The sequence below is a fragment of the Mucilaginibacter sp. P4_G9 genome, from assembly GCF_056400985.1.
The window spans coordinates 1-22,382 of the sequence record NZ_JBFUKF010000045.1; the positions used below are offsets into that span (position 1 = coordinate 1).

Consider the following 22,382-nt stretch of genomic DNA (forward strand, 5'->3'; position numbering starts at 1 on the left):
GGGTAACACCGGTAGCCAAACCAAGTACGGCTTTTTCGCCTTTGCTTTGTTTATCGCGGATCAGCTTTGCTATCCGGCCAGCTACTGCAATTGAAGCTTCCTGCTGGTTGCTATAAACACTTACCGGCAGTTTCTCGTACCGGGTCTCTTCCAATAAATTTAATCGGGCCATAATTTTTTAAAGAACCTTTGTTATATATATGTTGAATTAAAAAGCTACAATACAAAAAACCCCCGCCGAAGCGAGGATTCTATCAAACCAATTAACAAAACTGTTTTAACCTCACCGACATAAGGCTAAAAAAAATTCCATTTAATAATATGTTGTGCATTACTCTACAAACATAATAAAACTAATTTTTAAATAAAAGAACTTTTTAAATTATTTTAATAAGTTATTTTAATGTTTCCAACAGGTTAAGTTTAAATAAAAAAAGAGCTCCTGATGGGCAGGAACTCTAATCTAACCAATTATAAAACATAAATATGAGAAGAGAATAGATGCAGGGGATGGAATTGAACCATCCGCTTGCTGCCGGTCAGCGCCCTGCGTTATAGCTATTAATGAACCCCATTTATAAACTATCTGCTGCAAATATATAATTAATTCTATTATGTCTATGTATTTAGTAGTATAAATTAAATTTATTTTTCTTCACAAAAATGAGTGCCTGCTCAAAATCGTTGTCTACGGTTTTAACACGTTCGTCGATACAAAACTATTCTCTGTCGATTCACGGTTTGTTAACTACAATTTAAGCTGAAAACTTGCCGTTAAGCTGGTAATTAATTAAAGGTTTAATAGGCCAGCTGGCTTAACATTTGCCAACTCTAAAGTTAGTTTTTATGATCATACTGCTTTGTGGATTATCCGGTGCCGGTAAAACAACCCTTGCTACAAAAGTTAAAGAATGGCTTGGCCGGGCCGAAATTTTAACAGCGGTAATTGATGCCGACGAGTATAGAGGGGAACTTTTTCCTGATCTTAAATATTCAAAGGACGATCGTTTTGAAAACATCAGGCGGCTGGGTTTTATAGCAAATAAATTCAGCGCGCTGGGTATTGTTACCATCATTAGCGCCATAACGCCTTATGAAGCTATGCGCCAGGGTTTGGTTAATACTTATAATGATGTTAAAGTAGTACATGTAGATTGCCCAATGAGCGTTTTAATGCTTCGCGATACCAAAGGGCTATACCACAGAGCGCAACTGCCCCAGGGCCATCCCCAGCGGTTGTGTAACCTAACTGGGGTAAATGATCCCTTCGAGGCGCCGCCAGCCCCCGACCTGTATATCAATACCTATACTTATGATATTGCCAAATGCACAGACAGGCTTTTTGCCTTTATAGAATACCAGCACTTTTTATCGGGCCAAAAATCCGTTGCTTGTTAAACGCCACCCGGTTAAATCACAATTAAACTACCACTCATGCAACATCAAACGTTAATTATTGCGGGTATGCACCGCTCAGGAACATCACTAATAACAAACTGGCTTAGTCGTTGCGGATTGGAAATAGGTGAGCGCCTTGCCGCCGGCAATGCCGGCAATGTTGAGGGGCATTTTGAAGATGTTGAATTTTTAAAACTTCACGAAGAGATCCTGAATAATAACAGTTTGGAGATATCGGGCCTGGTGGATGCAAAAAAAATAGAGATGTCGCCATACCAATTGGGTAAATTACAAAGTATTATCAACATAAAACAACATTTATATGAACAATGGGGATGGAAAGACCCGCGCACCTGTTTGTTCCTGGATACCTATTCTGCATTATTGCCCGAGGCTAAATATCTTGTAATTATACGCGATTACCAGTCGGTAATAAATTCGCTGTTAAAAAGGGAATTTGCCTATATTGATAAAAGATACCTGGCCCGCAATTATTTTTCGAGGTTGGTATGGACCCGTTTGAGGCGTAAGCGCCGGAAAGAAAAGTTTTACGCCGAACATGCCGAAACTTTTTTAAAGGTTTGGTTAAATTATAACGAGGAGATCCTGAGAACCCTGAAGAGACTATCGGCAGATGATTACCTGGTTATTAATTATGACTTGCTGTTAAAGAAAGATAAGCAGGTGATAAATTTTTTAAGGGATAACTGGAAGCTTAACTTAAGTTATTTTGATTTTAGCCAGGTATACAAAGATGGCCTGATGAGTACCGCCAATGATATTGAGCGCTTTGTGCCTACCAAAAACCTGCTTATTAAGGCGCAATACCTGCAGCTGCGTTTAAATCATTTTGTGAGATTGGGGTAGGGGATTAGATGTGCAGATTTCAAATTTCAAATGTGCAGATGATTTTGTCTGAACCGGAATTTATCGAATTTGTTGAATTCTTAGAATTTTGAAATTCTGTCAATTCGATGAATTCGAAAAATTCCGGTTCAGAAAACAATCTGCACATTAATTTTTATCTTTACCCATCCAAAAGTTTTTAGCACATAATGAGTGAAGATCTGAATCAAAATGAGATGCCAGCCGATGACAACGAAGTATTACATAACGTTACCTCACTCGACGGTTTATACGAAAACTGGTTTCTTGATTATGCCTCTTACGTAATTCTTGACCGTGCCGTACCGCACATTAATGATGGTTTAAAGCCGGTACAGCGCCGTATCCTGCATTCCCTAAAGGAGATGGACGACGGGCGTTTTAATAAGGCAGCCAACGTAATTGGTAACACCATGAAATATCACCCGCATGGTGACGCGTCTATTGGTGACGCCATGGTGCAGATAGGGCAGAAGAACCTGCTGATTGATTGCCAGGGAAACTGGGGCGACCCCGTAACCGGCGATTCGGCAGCTGCTCCCCGTTATATCGAAGCGCGTTTATCTAAATTTGCGCTCGATGTTGTTTTTAATGCCGATACCACTGTTTGGCAGGCCAGCTATGATGGCCGTAACAAAGAGCCTATTACGCTGCCTGTAAAATTCCCTTTACTGCTTGCCCAGGGAGCCGAAGGTATTGCGGTAGGTTTGGCCACCAAAATATTACCACATAATTTTATTGAGCTGATAGATGCATCGATAGCTGTATTAAAAGGCGAACGGCCCAACTTATTACCCGATTTCCCTACGGGAGGTATGGCCGATGCTTCGGCTTATAATGAGGGGCAGCGTGGAGGTAAGATAAGGGTACGGGCCAAAATTGTGGAGCGCGATAAAAAAACGCTGGCCATTACCGAGATCCCTTTCAGCACCACAACGGGAAGTTTAATTGATAGTGTAATATCGGCCAACGATAAGGGTAAGATCAAGATTAAAAAGATTGAAGATAATACGGCGCAGCATGTGGAGATCATTATTCACCTGGCGCCGGGTATCTCCCCCGATGTAACCATCGATGCGCTTTATGCCTTTACCGATTGCGAGGTTTCTATATCACCTAATACCTGCGTGATCCAGTCTGACAAGCCGCGCTTTATGAGCGTGAATGACATGCTTACCGAAAGTACGTTTTTCACCAAAGAGCTGCTTAAACAGGAACTGGAGATCAGGCTGAAGGAACTGATGGAGAAGATCTTCTTCAGTTCGTTGCTTAAAATATTTATCCAGGAAGGGATGTACAAACACCCCGACTATGAAAGCTCTGGTAATTTTGAAACGGTGCTGGAAGTGCTAAACCGCTTGTTTGAGCCTTTCTTTCCGCAGTTTTACAGGACTATAGTGCCCGAGGATTATAAAAAACTGATAGATAAGCCTATGAGCAGCATCACTCGCTTTGATGTTAAAAAAGCGGATGAGCAGATGAAGGCGCTTGAAAACGAAATAAAACAGGTAAAGCATCACCTTAAACACCTTACCGATTATACCATAGCCTGGTTTGAAAAACTGAGGGAAAAGTATGGCAAGGACAGGCACCGTAAAACCGAACTGCGCACCTTTGATAAGGTAGAGGCGGCACAGGTGGCATTAGCCAACGTGAAACTATACGTAAATAAAGTAGACGGCTTTATTGGCAGCGGACTTAAGAAGGACGAGTTTGTGGGCGATTGCTCAGATATCGATGAGATCATCGTTTTTCGTGCCGATGGGCGCTGCCTGATAACCAAGGTACAGGATAAGGTTTTTGTGGGTAAAGAGATCATCCATGTAGCCGTGTTTAAAAAGAACGACGAACGTACCGTATACAACATGATATACAAGGATGGCGAAAGCGGCATCAGTTATATCAAGCGCTTCTCGGTAGTAGGCGTAACCCGCGATAAGGAGTACGACCTGACCAAAGGTACAAAAGGTACCAGAGTACTATACTTTACCGCTAACCCTAATGGTGAGGCCGAAGTGGTTAATGTGCAGCTTAAACCGCATTCTAAACTTAAAAAACTACAGTTTGATGAGGACTTTGCCATGATAGCCATAAAAGGCCGTGGCTCGATGGGGAATATCATTACCAAATACCCTGTTAAAAAGATCCTGCTTAAGAGCAAAGGTGTATCTACCCTGGCCGGAAGAAAAATATGGTACGACGAAACTTTAAAACGTTTGAATGCCGATGGCAGGGGCAAATACCTGGGCGAATTTGATGGGGACGACCGCATTTTGAACGTGTTGAGCAACGGGATATATGAGCTTACCAATTTTGATCTGAATAATCATTTTGATGATAAAATGATCCTGATTGAGAAGTACGATCCTAAAAAAGTTTTTTCGGTTATCCATCTCGATGGTAAATCGAAGAACTATATGGTTAAGCGTTTCACTTTCGAGAGCATTGCCGTTGGCAAACAGGTAAGCATCATCAGTGATGAACCGGGATCAAAACTTGTTCATATAGCTAAGGCAAACCAACTGGTTAAAATAGTGCAGCTGAAAGGCAAAGAACAAAGCCCGGAAACTATTGAAGTAAACCTTGCCGACCTGATAGATGTGAAAGGTATGAAAGCCATGGGTAACCGCCTGTCGCAATTACCCATAAAATCTGTTGAGCTGATAGCTACAGACGAAACTGTTGAAGAACCAGTTGAGGAAGAACAGGAAAGCGAAGTGGAAGAATCAGATGAAATTACAGCGGAGGCTGATGAATCTGAACCGGAAGCAGAACCAGTGAAATCAGAAACCCCATCAGTGGGATCATCCCCAAAACCGGTGGAATCTCCAAAAGAAGAATCGCCCAAAACAGAACCAGTGAAATCACCGGAATCTGAATCAGTGGAACCGACAGAAACTCCAAAGCCCCCCAAAAAGATAGATTTCGAGATCACTAATCCGGATGATATCGACATTGACGATAAAGGTCAGTTAGGGTTATTTTAATATTCAAAGCCATCCGCAACTGCAGTTCCGGGTGGTTTTTTACTTATACAACAATTTACTACAAATGAAAAAAATCATTACCTGCCTTTTACTTTTGACGACTTTTACATCATTAAACGCCCAAACCGCTAAACATACCTTTGCATTAGGCGACTCGGCCTTTATGCTTGATGGTAAACCCCTGCAACTGATCTCGGGCGAGATGCATTGCTACCGCGTACCCCGCGAATACTGGCGCTCCCGCATGAAAATGGCTAAAGCCATGGGCTTGAATACCATTGGTACCTATGTTTTTTGGAATGCGCATGAGCCGGTACAGGGCACATATGATTTTACGGGTAATAATGATATTGCCGAATTTGTTAAAATTGCTAAAGAAGAAGGTCTTTGGGTAGTAATGCGCCCAAGTCCGTATGCTTGTGCCGAGTGGGAATTTGGCGGTTACCCGTGGTGGTTATTAAAGGATAAGGATTTGAAGGTTCGCGGTAAAGATCCCAAGTTTTTACAGGCCTACAAAAACTATGTGATGCAGGTGGGTAAGCAGCTTAGCCCGTACCTGGTTACCCATGGCGGTAATATTTTAATGGTACAGATAGAGAACGAATACGGCTCATACAGTAACGATAAGGAGTACCTTGATATTAACCGCAAGATTTTCCGTGAGGCAGGTTTTGACGGCGAGTTATTTACATGCGATGGTGCTTCGCAAATGCCTGCCGGGTATTTGCCGGGTTATTTGCCCGCAGTAAATGGTTCGGATAATCCTAAAGAGGTAAAAGCCCTTATCAATAAATACCATGATGGTAAAGGCCCCTATTATATTGCCGAGTGGTACCCGGGCTGGTTTGATAGCTGGGGCGGCAAACATGCTACCACAAAGGCAGATGAAGATGCCAAAAAGCTTGATGTGGTTTTGTCGGCAGGCATCTCTATTAACATGTATATGTTTCATGGCGGTACAACCAGGGATTTCATGAACGGGGCCAATATGAGTAAAAGCGACCCATACTCGCCGCAAACATCCAGCTATGATTATGATGCACCGCTGGATGAATCTGGTAATCCTACAGCAAAGTTTTACAAGTTCCGCGAGGTGATACAAAAACATTTGCCAGCGGGTACAACATTACCGCCGGTGCCTGCAACCAATAAAACTATTGCCATCCCTGGTATCAGTCTGACAGCTGTTGCTCCTTTGTTTACTAATTTGGGTAAACCGGTTGTTTCCGGCAAGCCACTTTGTTTTGAAGATCTTAACCAGGGATATGGTTTTGTTCTTTACAGAACCACGCTGCAAAATGCAGCCAGTGGTTTGTTAAAAATTAAGGAGATGCGGGATTATGCAACAGTTTATTTAAATGGCAAACGCATCAGCATTTTAGACAGGCACCTTCGCCAGGATTCGTTACAGTTAGATAATGCCAAAAAAGGGGATGTTTTAGATATCCTGGTTGAAAATAATGGGCGCATCAACTACGGGGCGTATTTAACCGATAACCGCCAGGGTATAACGGAAAAAGTTACTTTGAATGATAAGGAACTTTTAGGCTGGAAAATGTATAAGTTTCCTTTTACAAATACCGGCGGTTTTAAATACGCTGCCAACAAAGATTCTAATGCACCTGAACCAGCTTTATATAAAGGAGCATTCACGCTTACCAAAACCGGCGATACCTATCTTGATATGCATGGTTATGGCAAAGGCTTTGTGTTTTTAAACGGCCGTAATCTGGGTAAATACTGGAACATCGGTCCGCAGCAAACCTTGTATATCCCTGCAGGCTGGCTTAAAAAAGGATTGAACGAGGTGGTTGTTTTTGACGAGTTGAAAAACAGCCACACCAAAATTGCCGCGCTTGATCATCCCATATTAAATGAAGTTGTAAAAGATTAAGAGGCTGATTGAAAATAGATAAATAGTCAAAAAAAACTTTTGTCATCCTGAACGGAGTGAAGGATCTATTATTCGCCATGCTTCTTCGCCCTGTGCAGTCTGCGAATAGATCCTTCACTGCGTTCAGGATGACAAACCTTTTAAAACGTCATTTCCCCTGCAGAATCTCCGGATTTTACTATTCGACATGGTTGTTGTTTGGTGTAGAATGGTAAGACTTACGAAGTTTTTAAAACTTCGTAAGTCTTTTGCCGATTTGTCATTGAGTGTCCGTCCGTCCGCAGGTGTCCGTTACCTGGTGCTGTTACAAGCTTATAAAATACGGCGCCTCAAATACATGCCCGGCGTGTAGTTTTTGTATCGCTTCTTTTTTGCTGATGTCTTTTTGAGCGCCTGCTGTATCTGCACAGCCTAACCAGGGTTCAATACATACAAAGTCGGCGCCGGGTTTGGCCCAGATGCCCAGGTAATTATAATGAGGGAACTCGACTGATAAAGTTTGAGCGTGTTTATCACTTTTAATGGTCACCATTCTTGATGATAACTTTTTAAAAACCAATGCATCGGCATCAAAAAGGCTACGGGTTAAAAACAATTTATTGCCGGGAGTAGTTACCGGGTGACTTTCGCCGGTGAAAAAACCATCGCCCGATAAAAGCTCTGTTTCCAGGTGTTCGTCGGTTTCAAACTCTATGTAGTAATCCTCATATTTTTCGCCTTTGTTAAAGGGAATATTAAAAGCCGGATGGGCACCTACCGAAAAATATATGGTTTTTTTATCCAGGTTGATCACCTTGTAGGTTATCCTGAGTGAGTTATCAATGAGGGTGTATAATACCTGGTAATCAAATTTGTAAGGATAAACATGCAGTGTTTTGTCGCAGTAAGGCAGCGAAAAGCTGGCCGAAACATCATCAGCATTCAGTAAAACAAATTCCGACTGCCGTGCAAAACCATGGCGGCCCATGGCATACTTTTGCCCGTCGACCACAAGTTCGTTATCAATTAAGCCGCCTACCACCGGGAATAAATTTGGGGCGTGCCATGGCCAAACAGCAGCAGTATCCTGCCACATATGTTCAGTTCCGGTTGCCTTGTCAATTAATGAGCTCAGCTGGGCGCCCTTAGGGTCAATTGTTGCTATCAGGTATTCGTTTTCAATGGTGGTCATTGGTAATAATAATTTGTCTGAACCCGAATTTATGGATTTATGTGAATTTCACGAATTTTAATCTCAAAAGCATATATTTCCTAAATCAAAGAAGCAGGTAAATTCTTTAATCCGATGAATTCAGGTTCAGAAAACTTTAACAAATCAATCGTCGTCCTGTTCTTTTTTCTGTTCTAAAATTACAAAGGCGCTGCGTTTTGGTGCCGGCATAACGGAATTTTCGCCTTTAACAAACTTCCAGACCACCTCGTTCAGGTCGATATCCGGCGCTGCATCCTCTTTGGCAAAGTTGAATAATTCAGATCGTTTGCTGCTTTCGTTTACCGCAATGTTACGCTGCTCCAGGTCAACCTGTGCCTGTTTAGCTATATAAGGCGTAAAATCGGGCTTGTTGGTAAAGCAATCATATAATGGCATAGCGGCGGCATCATACTGGCTCATTGGCGGCAGGCCCAATATCAGCTCGATAGTACGCAATACCCCCGATGTAGAGTACATGCCATGGATAACGGCGTTACGCTTTACATATGGCCCGGCAACAAATACCGGCGAGCGATGCGCATCAATATGGTCGGGCCCGTTTTGGGCGTCATCTTCCAATATAAACACGACAGATTCCTTCCAGATCGGACTTTTTGCAAGATGTTCAATAAACTGGCCTATCGCCAGGTCGTTATCAGCCACGGCGGCAGTTGGCGATATGGCTCCCTTTTTTTGCCCGCTGGTATGATCATTGGAGATGCGTACGCTGTTAAACCTTGGTACAGCATTTATAGTTAGCAGGGAATCGAAATCATGGGCCCAGATAGCTACCCGTTTAACATCCTTTACGCTCAGGTCGAATCCCGGTGCCTGTTTGCAGTAATGCCCTTCCAACGATTTTAAGTTGGCGCTGCCGGGGTTGCCATCACTCACAAACTCACCGTAGGTGCGGTAACTTATACCGGCACGTTTGCAGTAATCCCATATAAAGCCATCGCGCGGGTAGGCTGCTTTGCGGGTGCCCTCAAAATCATAATTACCACCACGGCTGCCATAACTGGTTGGCCAGGTTTTCTCCACAAAGTCGGTAGCATAGGCTGCAGTGCTCCAGTTGTGGCCATCGGCACTTACTTCGGCATCTACATAAAAATTATCAAGCAAAACAAACTCGCTGGCTATGGCATGGTGGTTTGGGGTAGTTTTTTTACCGAAGATACATAACGATGTATCACCGTTACCCTGCGGCATATCTCCTAAAACCTGGTCGTAAGTGCGGTTTTCTTTGATGATATAGAACACATATTTAATAGGCGATTTTTCGCCCAAACGCCTCGGGATAGGGTTACCCTGCTCGCCGGGAGCTGTTTTGGCAATTTTATTACTGAAAGGCGTATTGGCATAAACCTGTTTGGTATAGGCTTTAAGCTGGGTTATACCGGGCGTATTGATAAATGATAATGTGCCTTTAAACAAGCCGCCAATATACTGCTCACGGCTGTTAATGGCCCCCTGCTTGTAACCGCTGTTGTCGGTTTTAAGCAGGGGTTGGGGCCCTTTGGGGTTGGGCATTGATGTAAAACCTTTGCCATTGGCTACCAGTATTTTTTTACCCAGCATTTTTACATTGGTAGGGTACCAGCCCACCGGGATAAAACCCATGCTGCGGCTGCTGCCAGGTTTTGATACATCAAATACCGCCAGGCAATTGTTATCGGCATTGGCTATGTACAGTGTTTTTTGATCGGTAGATAAAGCCAGTCCGTTGGTTGTAGAGCCTGTTAAAAGGGTAGGGTATAAGGCTGTTGCAATGGTCTCAATTATTTTATGATTAGCCGTGTTGACTACCGAAACCGAATTATCATTGGCATTGGCCACAAACAGGTAATTGCCTTGTTTATTTAATAGCAGCTCGTTAGGGTGGCTTTCGGTTTTTATGGTGCCCAGGGTTTGTGTTGCAATATTGTAAAAGCCCAGCTCATCGCCTCCCCATAAAGAAATGTAAAGCGTTTTTTCATCGGGCGACAGGATGCAGCTATAGGCCTCGGATGGGAGTTTAACCTGTTTTACTATTTTTCTTTCGGCAGGGTCAATAATATATAAGGTGCTATCTTCTTTGGTAACTGTGTATAAACGGGTATTGCTTTTGTTAAGGGTTATACCGGTTGGGCATACCTTGCTTTTTGGCCATTTGTCGGCAGCAAGTTTAATGGTATCCGGCTTGCCAAGCTTATTATCATTTATATTGAAAACGTAGATCCAGTTATCATTACCGCCTGATGCATAAAGCTTTTTTTCATCGTGACTAAAAGCAAGGCCGTACCATGATTTGGCTACCACCTTTTCGTCGAGTAATTTCTCATTCTTTGGATCGATGAGTTGAACCGATTGGGTGCTTTGCCCGTTATTGGTAACCGCCAGCAGCCTGCCCGATGCCGAAAGCTGGATGTTCAACGGCAAATCGCCAAGTGGTAATGAGGTACCGGCCGGACTAAGCTTCCAGCCATTAGGTAACAATACCTGGCCTGTTTTGGCTATTTTACCGGGTGTTTGAGCATAGGTAGTTAATGAGGATGCTATTATAGCTAAGCAGATGAGTAGCTTTTGTTTCATGGTAGTAATTGATTGTAATCAAAATTACATAATCATTTACCAATGATGGGCCTGTTAACAAAAACATAACAAGCAAAAACGGCCCGCTGATAGGCGGGCCGTTAAATTGTAATAGTTTTTTTACTTCAGCAAATTTCTCCAGCTAACCTGGTCGCCAATGATCTTGTCAAGATCGGCAGATGCTACGCGTTCCTGAGCCATGGTATCGCGGTAGCGGATGGTTACGGTGTCGTCTTCCAGCGTCTGGTGATCTACGGTGATACAGAAAGGCGTACCAATAGCATCCTGGCGGCGGTAGCGTTTACCAATGGCATCTTTTTCTTCGTATTGGATATTGAAATCTATCTTCAGCCTGTCCATAATTTCGCGGGCTTTCTCCGGCAGACCATCTTTTTTGGTGAGCGGGAAAATGGCGGCTTTAACCGGGGCAAGGCAAGGGTGCAGGCGCAGTACGGTACGGCTATCCTGTTTTTCTTCGGTGCTCAGGTCTTCTTCCTCAAAAGCGTTGATCATGGTAAGCAGGAACATCCTGTCTAACCCTATCGAGGTTTCAATTACGTAAGGGATATAGTTACCATAAGGCTTGCCTGTTTCCGGGTCAACCTCGGGGTCAAAGTACTGGAGTTTTTTGCCAGAGAATTTCTGGTGCTGGCTCAAATCAAAATCTGTACGGCTGTGTATTCCTTCTACTTCTTTAAAGCCAAACGGAAACTCAAACTCAATATCAAAAGCGGCATCGGCGTAATGGGCCAGCTTTACGTGCTCATGGTAGCGGTATTTGGCAGCATCGGTACCAAGGGCAAGGTGCCATTTTAAGCGGGCTTCTTTCCATTGATTAAACCACTCTTTTTGCGTGCCGGGGCGTACAAAGTATTGCATCTCCATTTGTTCAAACTCGCGCATACGGATGATGAACTGGCGGGCAATAACCTCGTTACGGAAAGCCTTACCAATTTGCGCTATACCGAAAGGGATTTTCATCCTGCCCGATTTTTGCACGTTCAAATAATTCACAAAAATACCCTGCGCGGTCTCCGGGCGAAGGAAGATCAGGTCGGCATCATCAGCAACGGCGCCCATTTGGGTGCTGAACATCAGGTTAAACTGGCGTACATCGGTCCAGTTGCGGGTGCCGCTTACCGGGCAGGCAATTTCGTGCTCAATAATGAGGTCTTTTAAACGGGGCAGGTCCTCATTTTTAAGGGCCTCATCCATATCGTGCTGTAAAGCTTCTGCTTTATCAGTCTTGCCATCTTTATCGTAACGGTCTATCTTATCCTCCAAAAGCTGATCGGCACGGTAACGTTTTTTAGAATCCTTATTGTCGATCATCGGGTCACTGAAACCATCAACGTGGCCGCTGGCTTTCCAGATCTTAGGGTGCATAAATATGGCACTATCGATACCAACAATGTTATCGTGCATTTGCACCATGGCTTTCCACCAGTAGGTTTTAATGTTGTTCTTCAATTCGGCACCATTCTGGCCGTAATCGTAAACAGCGCTTAAACCATCATAGATCTCGCTGGAAGGAAAAACAAAGCCATATTCTTTGGCGTGCGATATAACATTTTTAAAAAGTTCGTCGGTTGATTTGCTCATAATAGCTGCAAAGATACAATTTAGGCAGAAAGCAGAAAACGAAAGGTAAAAAGCAGGAAAATCGCTTTTAAAACTAAATTAAAATTTTCCCGTTGCGATGGATTTGAAACCTTGGGTGTATGAAAGATTTTTTACGGGGGATACTGCGTGTATTCATTTTTATATATCCAAAAGTGTTGCGTTCGCAACAGGTGAAAGAGTGAAAAATTGTATCTATCTAACAATCAATAAATTGCGAATTGTCATAAAATCAAAAACGCAACAGCAAACGAAAAAGAGCGGTTTGAATAATACCTGCTTTAATTTTAAACTTTGATCCCGCTGTGGAAAGTACATCCAAAATTTTGTGATTGATAAAACTTATTGGCGACTGGTTTATTCTATAATAACCATACTAACAGTACTAACAGATAAACCAATGGACCACATTGTAAAAATCATCTCAACCCGATACGTAACCCATAATGTTAAACAGTTCAGGCTCGAAAAGCCTGCCGGGTTTACTTTTACACCCGGACAGGCAACGGAGCTATCTATTAACCAGCCCGGCTGGAAGGATAAGAAAAATCCGTTCACCTTTACCTGTCTTGTTGATGACCCTTACCTGGAGTTCACCATCAAAATATACCCCGATCATGAAGACGGCGTTACCAACCGGTTGAGCAAATTAAATATAGGCGACGAATTAATATTGCGTGATGCCTGGGGCGCTATAGAATACAAAGGACCGGGTTATTTTATAGCAGGCGGTGCGGGGATAACCCCGTTTATTGCCATTTTAAGGCAGTTAAATAAGGAAGGTAAACTGGAAGGGAACGTGCTGTTCTTCTCCAACAAAACGGATGAAGATATCATTCTTGCCGATGAGCTTAAACTGATGCTTGGCGATAATGCCCATTTTACAACCACGCAGCAGGAGGGCGGCGAGCATGATCACCGCCGGATTGATGCTGAGTTTTTAAAGACGGAAGTAAAGGATTTCAAAAAACACTTCTACGTTTGTGGGCCCGACCCGATGGTTGAAGAGCTAACCGAAACATTAACCAAATTAGGAGCCGATATTGATGCGGTTGTTTTTGAGAAGTAGAGGATGGTGAGTAGTGAGTGGTGAGTAGTGAGTGAGTGGTGAGTGGCGAGTAGTGAGCGGTGAAAAGGTGATTGAACGGTGGCTGAAAGGTGCGTGAAAAATAGACGGATTCTGAGAATTCCCGTTCAGACAATGGATTCACATTAAAATAATTCCCAAATCGAAAATCCCAATTCCGAAATCATAACAATCTCACATCTAAAATCTATTTTTACGCCATGAGTATCCGGGTAGAGACATTAACAAAAGTTTACGGCGAACAAAAGGCGGTTGATGGCATCAGTTTTTCTGCCGCACCAGGTGTACTGGGTTTTTTGGGACCTAATGGAGCGGGTAAATCAACCACCATGAAAATCCTTACCGGCTTTATTCCCCAAACATCGGGTACTGCATCGGTTTGCGGATTTGATGTGGTAAGCCAATCGCTTGATGTACGCAAACATATTGGTTACCTGCCCGAGAGTAACCCGCTTTACCTGGATATGTATGTAAAAGAGTCGCTGGCGTTTATTGCAGGCATCCACAAAATTGAGGAGCCCGAAAAGCGCATAGCCGAAGTTATTGAACAAACCGGACTGGGACCCGAGCAGCATAAAAAAATAGGGCAGCTATCTAAAGGCTACCGCCAGCGGGTGGGGCTGGCACAAGCTATTATTCATAACCCGGATGTGCTGATACTGGATGAACCAACCTCGGGACTTGACCCTAACCAGCTCATCGGCATCCGCCAGTTAATTACCGATCTGGGTAAAACAAAAACCATCATCCTGTCCACCCATATTATGCAGGAGGTTGAAGCGGTTTGCGATAAGGTGATCATCATTAATAAAGGAAAAATAGTTGCTGATGATACCCTGCAGGGCCTCCGGAGTAAAAACCATAATGGCACACTCGAAAGTATTTTTATCAGTCTCACCAATTGATTAAAATTTAATTTTTTACTTTCGCCCAAACTTAAACTCATTATCATAATTATGAAAAAAACTTTACTCGCCTTATTTCTTTTAATATGCGCTGTTATTAGCGCCAACGCCCAATCCTTTAGCGGCGATGCAGAACGTACACCCAGATTAAGCGCTGGTTTTGGAAACGGAGCCACAATAGGATCTCACTCTGGCGATTATCCCACAGCGGGCAGTGTAGATGTAAAGCTTGAATATCCTATAGCGTCAAGCCCGGTAAGTATTACTGTTTCGGCGGCTTATCAGTTTTATGTATCAAAATATAGTTCCTTTTTTGGGTACAGCAGCTATAGCAGCAGCAATGGCAGTAGCTATAGGTCATTGGCATCATTTGCTCCCGTTATGTTAGGTGCCCGTGTATATGCCGGTAAACTGTTTTTTGAAGGTGCTGCCGGTGCCTCCTTTAACCTTAACTCCATCCACAGTAATTATACCGGCCAAACAGTAGCATTGGCGCTTTCGCCAGGAATTGGTTATGGCTTCAGGTTTGGCTCTTCCCGAAAATTTGGCCTTGATGTTAGCCTGGCTTATGAAACCCGATTGGAAAGCAGCAAAAGTATCATTTATAATGATGGTATGGGTAATTCCTACGTTGACGGTGCTTATGGTAATTACAACCAGGTTGCCTGTCACGTGGCATTTAGTATTGGTTTGTAAGCAATATAAAAAGGTATTGATGAGCCCTGGTATTGCATACCGGGGTTTTTTGTTTTACAAGTATGGCTGTTTGCAATATGTTGGCTTTAAGCCCTGCGCATGCTGCTTTAAGCTATTATACAATATCCCTTGTTCGTTCATGAATTTTATTTCTAAGAACATTAAAAAACATACTCCTTTCTTTTTCGCCAACCAAACTGATGTGGGTTGATTTGCTGATGATATTTTGCAGGTTTTTAAATGTGTAATCGCAAAAGCTTTTATCCTGGGTCCCCATAAAATTTAATCCGTTATGATTCAGGAAGGCGATTTGCCTGTCGTCGCCCCGCACAAAAAGGGAATTATCACCAATAAGGCATTCATTGATGTAAATATGAAATGGTGCGCTGTTGGGCATATCGGGTTGTTTGTATATAAATTTTCGGCCTGTTTCGGCCTGCATCTCTACGTGGTTCAGTAATTCATTCAGTTGGGCATATACTTTCAGCAGGATATCTTTATTGGCAAAAATGTTTGTATGCCTGTAAAATTCAATTTGTCTTATTGTAACATGTATGCTTTCTTCGGTCCATATTTCGGTGGATGGTATTTGTGTATATAGTTTAATGATATCTTTTGCCGTTTCCTGTGCTTCCCCGTCGCCTTCTTCGCCAATAAATTGCTGCTTAGCCAGTTCGGGGTAACCCATAAGCGTGCGTTTCCAAAAAAAGAACTTAAATGCGCTTAGCTCAGGAAATTGCATGAAATAAAAGATAGATACGTCTTTGTTAAAAAAATAAACGTGGGGGTTTTGAATTGTTTTAAATAATGTGAGCGTATTTGCTAAGTCCTTAAGGTAATTATTAAACCCAAATGAAATCGGATCAACCTTATTGCCCGAAAAAATAACTGTATTGTTTTGTACCTGGAACAGCTGGTCGATAGAAATTTTGTACTTATTGCAAAGCACCTGTATTTCATCTAAGCTTATCGGTTTTTCGCCTCTTATACGGCGGTATGCACTATCGTTGCTAATGTTCAGCAGCTCTGCTATCTCATCCACAAATGAAAGATGGGAGGGGAGTTTTGATTTAATGTGATTAAAAAAAATCAGTTGTATATGGTTACTATCCATAATGGAGGTTATTACAGGATCTTTTTTTTAGAAATTATTGATACACCACCGCACAATTATTAGTAAAAAATGGAGTAGCAGGTTATAATTAGCAATAAATGTAGTAATAATTACAGCTGTTTTCAAAACTCTGTGTTACAGGTAATTAATTATTGCTATAAGATATATGGTGTGCCGGTTTTTCCATTTTAATACGGCGTTTTAAGTATGTAGATTTACTAAGATATCATTAGGGATATTAAACAAATCATTGTTAACATTTTAAATCCTTCATCATGAAAAAGTTTTTCTTATTAGCATTATTCGCCGTAACAGCACTCAGCGGTTTTGCCCAGTCATCAACCGGTTCTGGGAAATTCAGCATTGGCGTAGACGGCACCCTTCCTACCGGAGACGCAGCCGATTTTTTTAGTTTTGGTATAGGAGGTTCACTTAAGTACGATTACCCGCTTTCAAAAAACGTATTTGTTACTTTGTCTGCCGGTTATGAATCATTACAGATTAAAAGTGAATTTAAGGAGCCTGGCGTTAAATCTTCGTTTGGTTTTATTCCGGTAAAAGCAGGTATTAAGGGTTATGTGAGCGATGGATTTTTTTTAGAAGGTCAGGCCGGTACCGCATTTTCAACAGAGGAGGGCGGTGGTAACTCGTTTGTTTACTCACCAGGCTTAGGTTATTCATTTAAAGGAGGGTTTGAAGTTGGTGTACGTTATGAAGCATGGTCAAATGGCGGCACCATAGGGCAGGCCGGAATGCGCCTGGCGTACAGGTTCTGATGATGATTAGGATAGGTCCGGAATATTTCCGGACCCTTTAATTACTTACCAATAAATAAAATATCATGAAACCATTATTAATTGCAATAGCAGGCTTAGGTGGTTTGCTATGCTTGTGCAGCTGTAGTAAGCTGATTCATTCCCATGAACAGGTTATGGTAAGTTACCACACTAAAGATGACGTTATGAAACAATTTGGAGTTCCCGACGAAAAAAGGGAAGCAAACCACCTTACCGAATGGCTTTACAATTGTGATACTTCATCGGCCCTTCATCATTCAAAAACAAAAGTGGTAATCAATGGAACATACAACACCGTTTATGGCAGTTTGAATCATAATACGCTAAGTACTGATAAATTTACACTCTATAACCAGTACGTAAAATTTACTTTTGATGAGCAAGGTAAGGTTGTAAATTGGGATTCAGATAATGTAAATTTTGCGGAGCGAAAAAAGAAGACAGGGGCTACAATAGCATTGGTAGCAGGTTCGGTAGCGGCAGCAACTCTTTTTATTTTTTCGTTGGTTGCTGTAAATGATTTGGGTAATTGGGGAAATTGAGTTTATAAAAAGATATATAATAAGTATCCTTACAAAAGGCCCCGGTATTGTTTACCGGGACATTATTTATTACCTCCAATTTAAGTTTTATAATTCAAAACATACAGCTTTGCTTTAGTTTATTATTGTTGTAATTTCGGCGTTTCAGCATAAATATATAACAGTGCTTAGCATCCTCAAAAAAGAAATAACATCATACCTCAGCTCGCTGGTAGCCTACGTTACCATTGGTGTGTTTTTACTGGTGCTGGGCTTATTCCTTTGGGTATTTCCCGATTCAAGCATATTAGATTATGGTTACGCCGGGCTCGAGAGCCTTTTTAGTACCGCGCCCTACCTTTTCATGTTCCTCATCCCGGCCATAACCATGAGGTCATTGGCCGAAGAACGTAAAGAAGGCACCTTTGAGCTGTTATTTACCCGCCCGTTAAAGGATTGGGAGATTGTAACCGGCAAATATCTGGCTTGCTTGCTTATTGTGCTTTTTGCGTTACTGCCAACTTTGGTTTACTATTTTTCGGTAAGTACACTGGGCACACCGCAAGGTAATATTGATACGGGCGCGGTTATAGGTTCATACATCGGTTTGTTTTTGTTAGGGGCGGCATTTGCGGCTATTGGCTTGTTTGCCTCGTCCATCACCAAAAATCAGATCATCGCTTTTACCGTAGCGGTTTTTCTGTGTTTCTTTTTTTATAGTGGCTTTGATTCGCTGAGCCAGTTGTTATCCTTACAGGAATTGGGCTTGCAAAGCCTGGGTATCACGCAACATTATCAATCGGTAAGCCGTGGCGTATTGGATACCCGCGACCTGGTTTACTTTATCCTGTTGGCAGGTTTATTTACCTGGTTAACATTATTTACCCTGATAAAACAGCGGCAAAAAAAATTACGCGGAACTATCATGGTAAGCTTGTTAGCCATATTTGTTTTATTGGGTGTATTATCTCAGTATGCCTTTACCCGTTTTGATTTTACTACCGAGAAGCGTTTTACCATATCGCCAGTAAGCCGGCAAATAATGGATAAGTTGCCCAAACCGGTTAACGTTACGGTGTATCTGCAAGGCGGCGGCTTCCCGAGCGACTTAAAGCGACTGCAAAACGCTACAAAAGATATGCTTAACGATTTAAAATCATATAGCCACGGCAATTTGCAGTTTGAATTTGTTGATCTGTTAGCTTCGTTAAAAAAGCTGACGCCCGACCTGCAAAAGCAAACCTATGAAGACTTTGAATCGAAAGGAATTTTGGGCCAGCAAAAAAGCTGGAAAACAGATGATGGCGTATCGCAAAAATTGATCTTCCCCGAAGCGCTGGTAAAAGCCGGCGATAAGGAGATTGCCGTTAACCTGATCCAAACCCGGATGGGCTTGTCAGATGACGAGCAGATAAACAACTCCATCCAGAATTTAGAATATGCCTTTTCATCGGCTATAAAAAAGGCCGTTAGTGGTGGCAAACCACAGGTAGGTTTTACTGAGGGGCACCACGAGCTAAATGATGTGCAGTTAAATGATGCCATGAAGTCTTTATCGGATGGATACGAAGTTGGGCGGCTAAGCCTGGCGGCCATTCCATTCAAGGCATTGCAAAACATCAAGCTGTTGGTGATTCCCAAGCCCGACCGGCGGTTTACTGAGCTTGAAAAATTTAAACTGGATCAATATATTATGCGAGGCGGCCGGGTGTTGTGGACTATTGACCAGGTAAGCGCCGAATTGGACAGCCTGCGCGGGCATGGCGGCGAGCAACTGGCCTTTGCAAAACAATTGAACCTTGATGATCAGCTTTTTCGTTACGGTATACGCATCAATTACGACCTGATTGCAGATATGAGCTGCTCGCCAATACCCGTAAGCACTGGTAATGTTGGGGGGCAGGCTCAGATTCAGCTGTTGCCATGGCTGTTCAACCCATTATTTATGCCGGTATCCAAACACCCGGTAGTAAAAAACCTTGATGCCATCCACAGCGAATTTGTAAGTACTATCGATTTGCTCGAAACAAAAAACGTTAAAAAAACTATCCTGCTGACCTCATCGCCCTATAATAAAAAAATAAGCGCGCCGCATATCCTGTCGTTACAAGCTTTGGAGCAGGAGCCAAATCCTAAGGATTTCCAGGGTACACCTAAAACGGTTGCGGTATTGTTGGAGGGTAAATTTATATCCGACTGGCGCAACCGTCCCTTGCCCGATAGTTTAAAAGAACCGGTGAGTATACAGCCAGAAAGTGTGCCCACCAAAATGATTGTGATAAGTGATGGCGATATCCTGAAAAACCAGATTGGTACAGATGGTTCGCCTTATCCATTAGGATATGATCATTATACCCAGCAAACTTATGGCAATAAAAACCTGCTGCTCAATATAGCCGATTATATGACCGATGATTCGGGTCTGATTGCATTGCGTACCAAGGAGATCAAGATCCGGCTGTTGAACCGTGCCCGTATCCGTAACGAAAAACTGTACTGGCAACTGGTAAATACCGTTGGCCCGATTGCTTTAGTGTTAATATGTGCTATTTTTCAACATTATATCCGCAAGCGGAAGTATGCCCGTTAAATTTTATATTTTTGATAGATTAATTAGACCCATATGAGATTTATTGTTTCTACCACAACTTTACTCAAACAACTGCAGGCAGTAAGCGGCGCGTTAAGCAACAGCACTGTATTGCCAATATTGGAAAACTTTTTGTTCGAGATAAAGGAAGGAAACTTAACCATTTCTGCTACCGACCTGCAAACCAGCATGACCACTTCGCTAACTGTTGAAGCAAAAGAGAACGGCCGGATAGCTATACCATCGCGTATTTTGTTAGAGACCTTAAAATCGTTACCTGAGCAGCCTGTGGCTTTCTCGGTTGATGATAATACCTTCGCCATCGAAATAAATGCCGGCGACGGTAAATACAAGCTAAGCGGTGAGAATGGTGAAGATTTTCCGAAAATTCCTGTTGTTGAAAATGCATCATCGGTAAATTTACCAGCATCTGTTTTAGCCGAGGCTATCAACAAAACCATTTTTGCGGTAAGTAATGATGAGCTGCGCCCGGCCATGACCGGCGTTTACTGCCAGCTGAATACGCAGCACCTTACATTTGTAGCTACCGATGCGCATAAACTGGTACGTTATCGCCGTAAAGATGCAAAAGCTGCAAGCACAACCTCATTTATTTTGCCAAAAAAAGCATTAACGCTGCTTAAGTCATCGCTGCCAAATGATGATGTGAATGTATCTGTTGAGTATAACTCAACCAGCGCTTTCTTTAAGTTTAGCAATATTAACCTGGTTTGTCGCTTAATTGATGAGCGTTATCCTGATTATGAAGCCGTTATTCCGCAAAATAATCCTAATAAATTAACTATCGACAGGCTTACCTTTCTTGGATCGTTAAATCGTGTGGCTATTTATGCCAACAAAACAACCCACCAGGTAAGGCTTAAAATAAACGGTAGCGAACTAAATATCTCGTCAGAAGATATTGACTTTGCTAACGAAGCCCATGAGCGTTTAAGCTGCCAGTATGAGGGCGATGATATGGAAATTGGCTTCAATGCACGTTTTTTAATAGAAATGTTGAAGAATTTAAGTTGCGAAGAAGTATCTTTGGAGATGTCAACTCCAAACCGTGCCGGCTTACTGCTGCCACAGGGTGGTGATGAAAATGAAGATGTGCTGATGCTGGTTATGCCGGTTATGCTCAATAGTTATGCTTAAGTGTAAACTTAAATTATAAATCCAAAATCGAGTCCGGCTTTAAAAACCGGACTTTTTTGTTCGCCGTGGATAACAAAAATTACGGTAAGCAGTTATATAGCTTATAATTAATATGGATACCAGGATAAAGGTTTTGTTTTTTATTGCAGCTGTGGCATGTTGGGCATCCTGTAAAAAAAGTGACGATACAGCCGCAACCACATCAACAACCAGTGTTAATTTAATTAACGCATCAACCAACAATATTAATTTTTATTTAAACGGAACCCGCATTAATAATACCACTGCCTATTATCCGGGCGGAACATTGGGCTATGTTGATATTTTAGCCGGCACACAAAATTACTCAGTCAAGATCAATGGTAATTCGGTGCCGTCGTTTAGTAAATCGCTCAATTTCAGCGCAGATTCGGTATACTCCTTATACGTGGCCGGAGCAACCGAAAATGATATTTTTAAAACTACCGATGTATTGGTTGCCGATACCGGTGGTAAGGCAAAGCTCCGGTTTGTAAACGCTTCGCCCGATGCAGGTACACTTGATTTAAAGTTTGAGGGTACACTAAACCAAACGAAATTTACAGGCATCGGTTATAAAACAACAACAAACTACGTATTGGTTGATGCAGACACGGTTTATCTGGCTGTTTATCAGTCATCGGCGCCAACAATAGCCGTTCGCCGCGATACCGTAATATTAACCGGCGGGAGTATTTATACCTATTTTGGCTATGGCAGTATAAAGAGCGCCACAAGCCTGGGTACCGGCCTTATAACTAACAAATAAAAGTACGTTAATGACTAATCAGAATAAAAGCGGTTTATTGGTTTCATTGTTTATGTTTACGATGCTGGTAATGCTGATACCTTTTATATCATCATGCGGTAAATCAAAAACCAGCTCCGGATTAAATACGCAGTTGCAGATCATTAATTTATCTTCGGATGTGGGCGCTTTATATTTATA

At 42.4% G+C, this 22,382-nt stretch carries 16 protein-coding genes and 1 pseudogene; 12 read left to right on the forward strand and 5 right to left on the reverse strand.

The window, feature by feature from the left end; genetic code table 11:
* A pseudogene (locus AC1DPZ_RS06605) lies at nt 1–172 on the reverse strand (glucosamine-6-phosphate deaminase); the annotation flags it as partial.
* A 674-nt stretch (nt 173–846) separates the two neighbouring features.
* Here AC1DPZ_RS06605 and AC1DPZ_RS06610 point away from each other — a divergent pair.
* From AC1DPZ_RS06610 to AC1DPZ_RS06625, 4 genes are all read left to right on the forward strand, one after another.
* Nucleotides 847–1,398: an adenylyl-sulfate kinase gene (locus tag AC1DPZ_RS06610; RefSeq protein WP_477402077.1), complete on the forward strand. Its 552-nt coding sequence runs from the start codon at nt 847–849 to the stop codon at nt 1,396–1,398.
* 36 nt (nt 1,399–1,434) lie between these two features.
* The gene (locus AC1DPZ_RS06615; RefSeq protein WP_477402078.1) at nt 1,435–2,265 is read left to right on the forward strand and encodes a sulfotransferase; all 831 of its coding nucleotides are present in this window, start codon (nt 1,435–1,437) and stop codon (nt 2,263–2,265) included.
* A gap of 188 nt (nt 2,266–2,453) precedes the next feature.
* Nucleotides 2,454–5,270 carry a DNA gyrase/topoisomerase IV subunit A gene (locus AC1DPZ_RS06620; RefSeq protein WP_477402080.1) on the forward strand — a complete coding sequence of 939 codons (2,817 nt, stop codon included), beginning with the start codon at nt 2,454–2,456 and terminating at the stop codon, nt 5,268–5,270.
* Between the two features lie 64 nt (nt 5,271–5,334).
* Nucleotides 5,335–7,164 carry a glycoside hydrolase family 35 protein gene (locus tag AC1DPZ_RS06625; protein WP_477402081.1) on the forward strand — a complete coding sequence of 610 codons (1,830 nt, stop codon included), beginning with the start codon at nt 5,335–5,337 and terminating at the stop codon, nt 7,162–7,164.
* 304 nt (nt 7,165–7,468) lie between these two features.
* Here AC1DPZ_RS06625 and AC1DPZ_RS06630 read toward each other — a convergent pair whose 3' ends face one another.
* The 3 genes from AC1DPZ_RS06630 to AC1DPZ_RS06640 all read right to left on the reverse strand — a co-directional run bounded on the left by AC1DPZ_RS06630 (nt 7,469) and on the right by AC1DPZ_RS06640 (nt 12,529).
* Entirely contained in the window at nt 7,469–8,335 is an 867-nt protein-coding gene (locus AC1DPZ_RS06630) for an aldose 1-epimerase family protein (protein ID WP_477402083.1), read from the reverse strand.
* 144 nt (nt 8,336–8,479) lie between these two features.
* Nucleotides 8,480–10,927 (reverse strand): bifunctional YncE family protein/alkaline phosphatase family protein, encoded by a 2,448-nt coding sequence (locus AC1DPZ_RS06635; RefSeq protein WP_477402085.1) that lies wholly within the window; start codon nt 10,925–10,927, stop codon nt 8,480–8,482.
* Nucleotides 10,928–11,047: 120 nt separating this feature from the next.
* On the reverse strand, nt 11,048–12,529 hold the full coding sequence (locus AC1DPZ_RS06640) for a glycine--tRNA ligase (RefSeq protein ID WP_477402086.1): 1,482 nt from the start codon (nt 12,527–12,529) through the stop codon (nt 11,048–11,050).
* Nucleotides 12,530–12,947: 418 nt separating this feature from the next.
* Here AC1DPZ_RS06640 and AC1DPZ_RS06645 point away from each other — a divergent pair, with 418 nt between their 5' ends.
* The 3 genes from AC1DPZ_RS06645 (at nt 12,948) to AC1DPZ_RS06655 (ending at nt 15,235) form a co-directional block, all read left to right on the forward strand.
* Nucleotides 12,948–13,616: a flavodoxin reductase gene (locus tag AC1DPZ_RS06645; protein ID WP_477402087.1), complete on the forward strand. Its 669-nt coding sequence runs from the start codon at nt 12,948–12,950 to the stop codon at nt 13,614–13,616.
* A 218-nt stretch (nt 13,617–13,834) separates the two neighbouring features.
* Nucleotides 13,835–14,539, forward strand: a complete 705-nt coding sequence (locus AC1DPZ_RS06650; RefSeq protein ID WP_477402089.1) for an ATP-binding cassette domain-containing protein — start codon at nt 13,835–13,837, stop codon at nt 14,537–14,539.
* A gap of 51 nt (nt 14,540–14,590) precedes the next feature.
* Entirely contained in the window at nt 14,591–15,235 is a 645-nt protein-coding gene (locus tag AC1DPZ_RS06655; protein ID WP_477402090.1) for a hypothetical protein, read from the forward strand.
* A 115-nt stretch (nt 15,236–15,350) separates the two neighbouring features.
* On the opposite strand, the gene AC1DPZ_RS06660 is transcribed toward AC1DPZ_RS06655, so the two are convergent.
* Nucleotides 15,351–16,349 (reverse strand): helix-turn-helix domain-containing protein, encoded by a 999-nt coding sequence (locus AC1DPZ_RS06660; RefSeq protein ID WP_477402091.1) that lies wholly within the window; start codon nt 16,347–16,349, stop codon nt 15,351–15,353.
* A gap of 275 nt (nt 16,350–16,624) precedes the next feature.
* Between AC1DPZ_RS06660 and AC1DPZ_RS06665 the strand changes: the two genes are divergently transcribed.
* The 5 genes from AC1DPZ_RS06665 (at nt 16,625) to AC1DPZ_RS06685 (ending at nt 22,202) form a co-directional block, all read left to right on the forward strand.
* Entirely contained in the window at nt 16,625–17,125 is a 501-nt protein-coding gene (locus AC1DPZ_RS06665) for an outer membrane beta-barrel protein (RefSeq protein WP_477402092.1), read from the forward strand.
* 65 nt (nt 17,126–17,190) lie between these two features.
* Nucleotides 17,191–17,688 (forward strand): hypothetical protein, encoded by a 498-nt coding sequence (locus AC1DPZ_RS06670; protein ID WP_477402094.1) that lies wholly within the window; start codon nt 17,191–17,193, stop codon nt 17,686–17,688.
* A gap of 163 nt (nt 17,689–17,851) precedes the next feature.
* Nucleotides 17,852–20,257: a gliding motility-associated ABC transporter substrate-binding protein GldG gene (gldG, locus tag AC1DPZ_RS06675; RefSeq protein ID WP_477402096.1), complete on the forward strand. Its 2,406-nt coding sequence runs from the start codon at nt 17,852–17,854 to the stop codon at nt 20,255–20,257.
* A gap of 33 nt (nt 20,258–20,290) precedes the next feature.
* Nucleotides 20,291–21,415: a DNA polymerase III subunit beta gene (dnaN, locus tag AC1DPZ_RS06680; protein WP_477402098.1), complete on the forward strand. Its 1,125-nt coding sequence runs from the start codon at nt 20,291–20,293 to the stop codon at nt 21,413–21,415.
* A 112-nt stretch (nt 21,416–21,527) separates the two neighbouring features.
* Nucleotides 21,528–22,202, forward strand: a complete 675-nt coding sequence (locus AC1DPZ_RS06685) for a DUF4397 domain-containing protein (protein ID WP_477402099.1) — start codon at nt 21,528–21,530, stop codon at nt 22,200–22,202.
* The last annotated feature ends 180 nt before the right edge of the window (nt 22,203–22,382 follow it).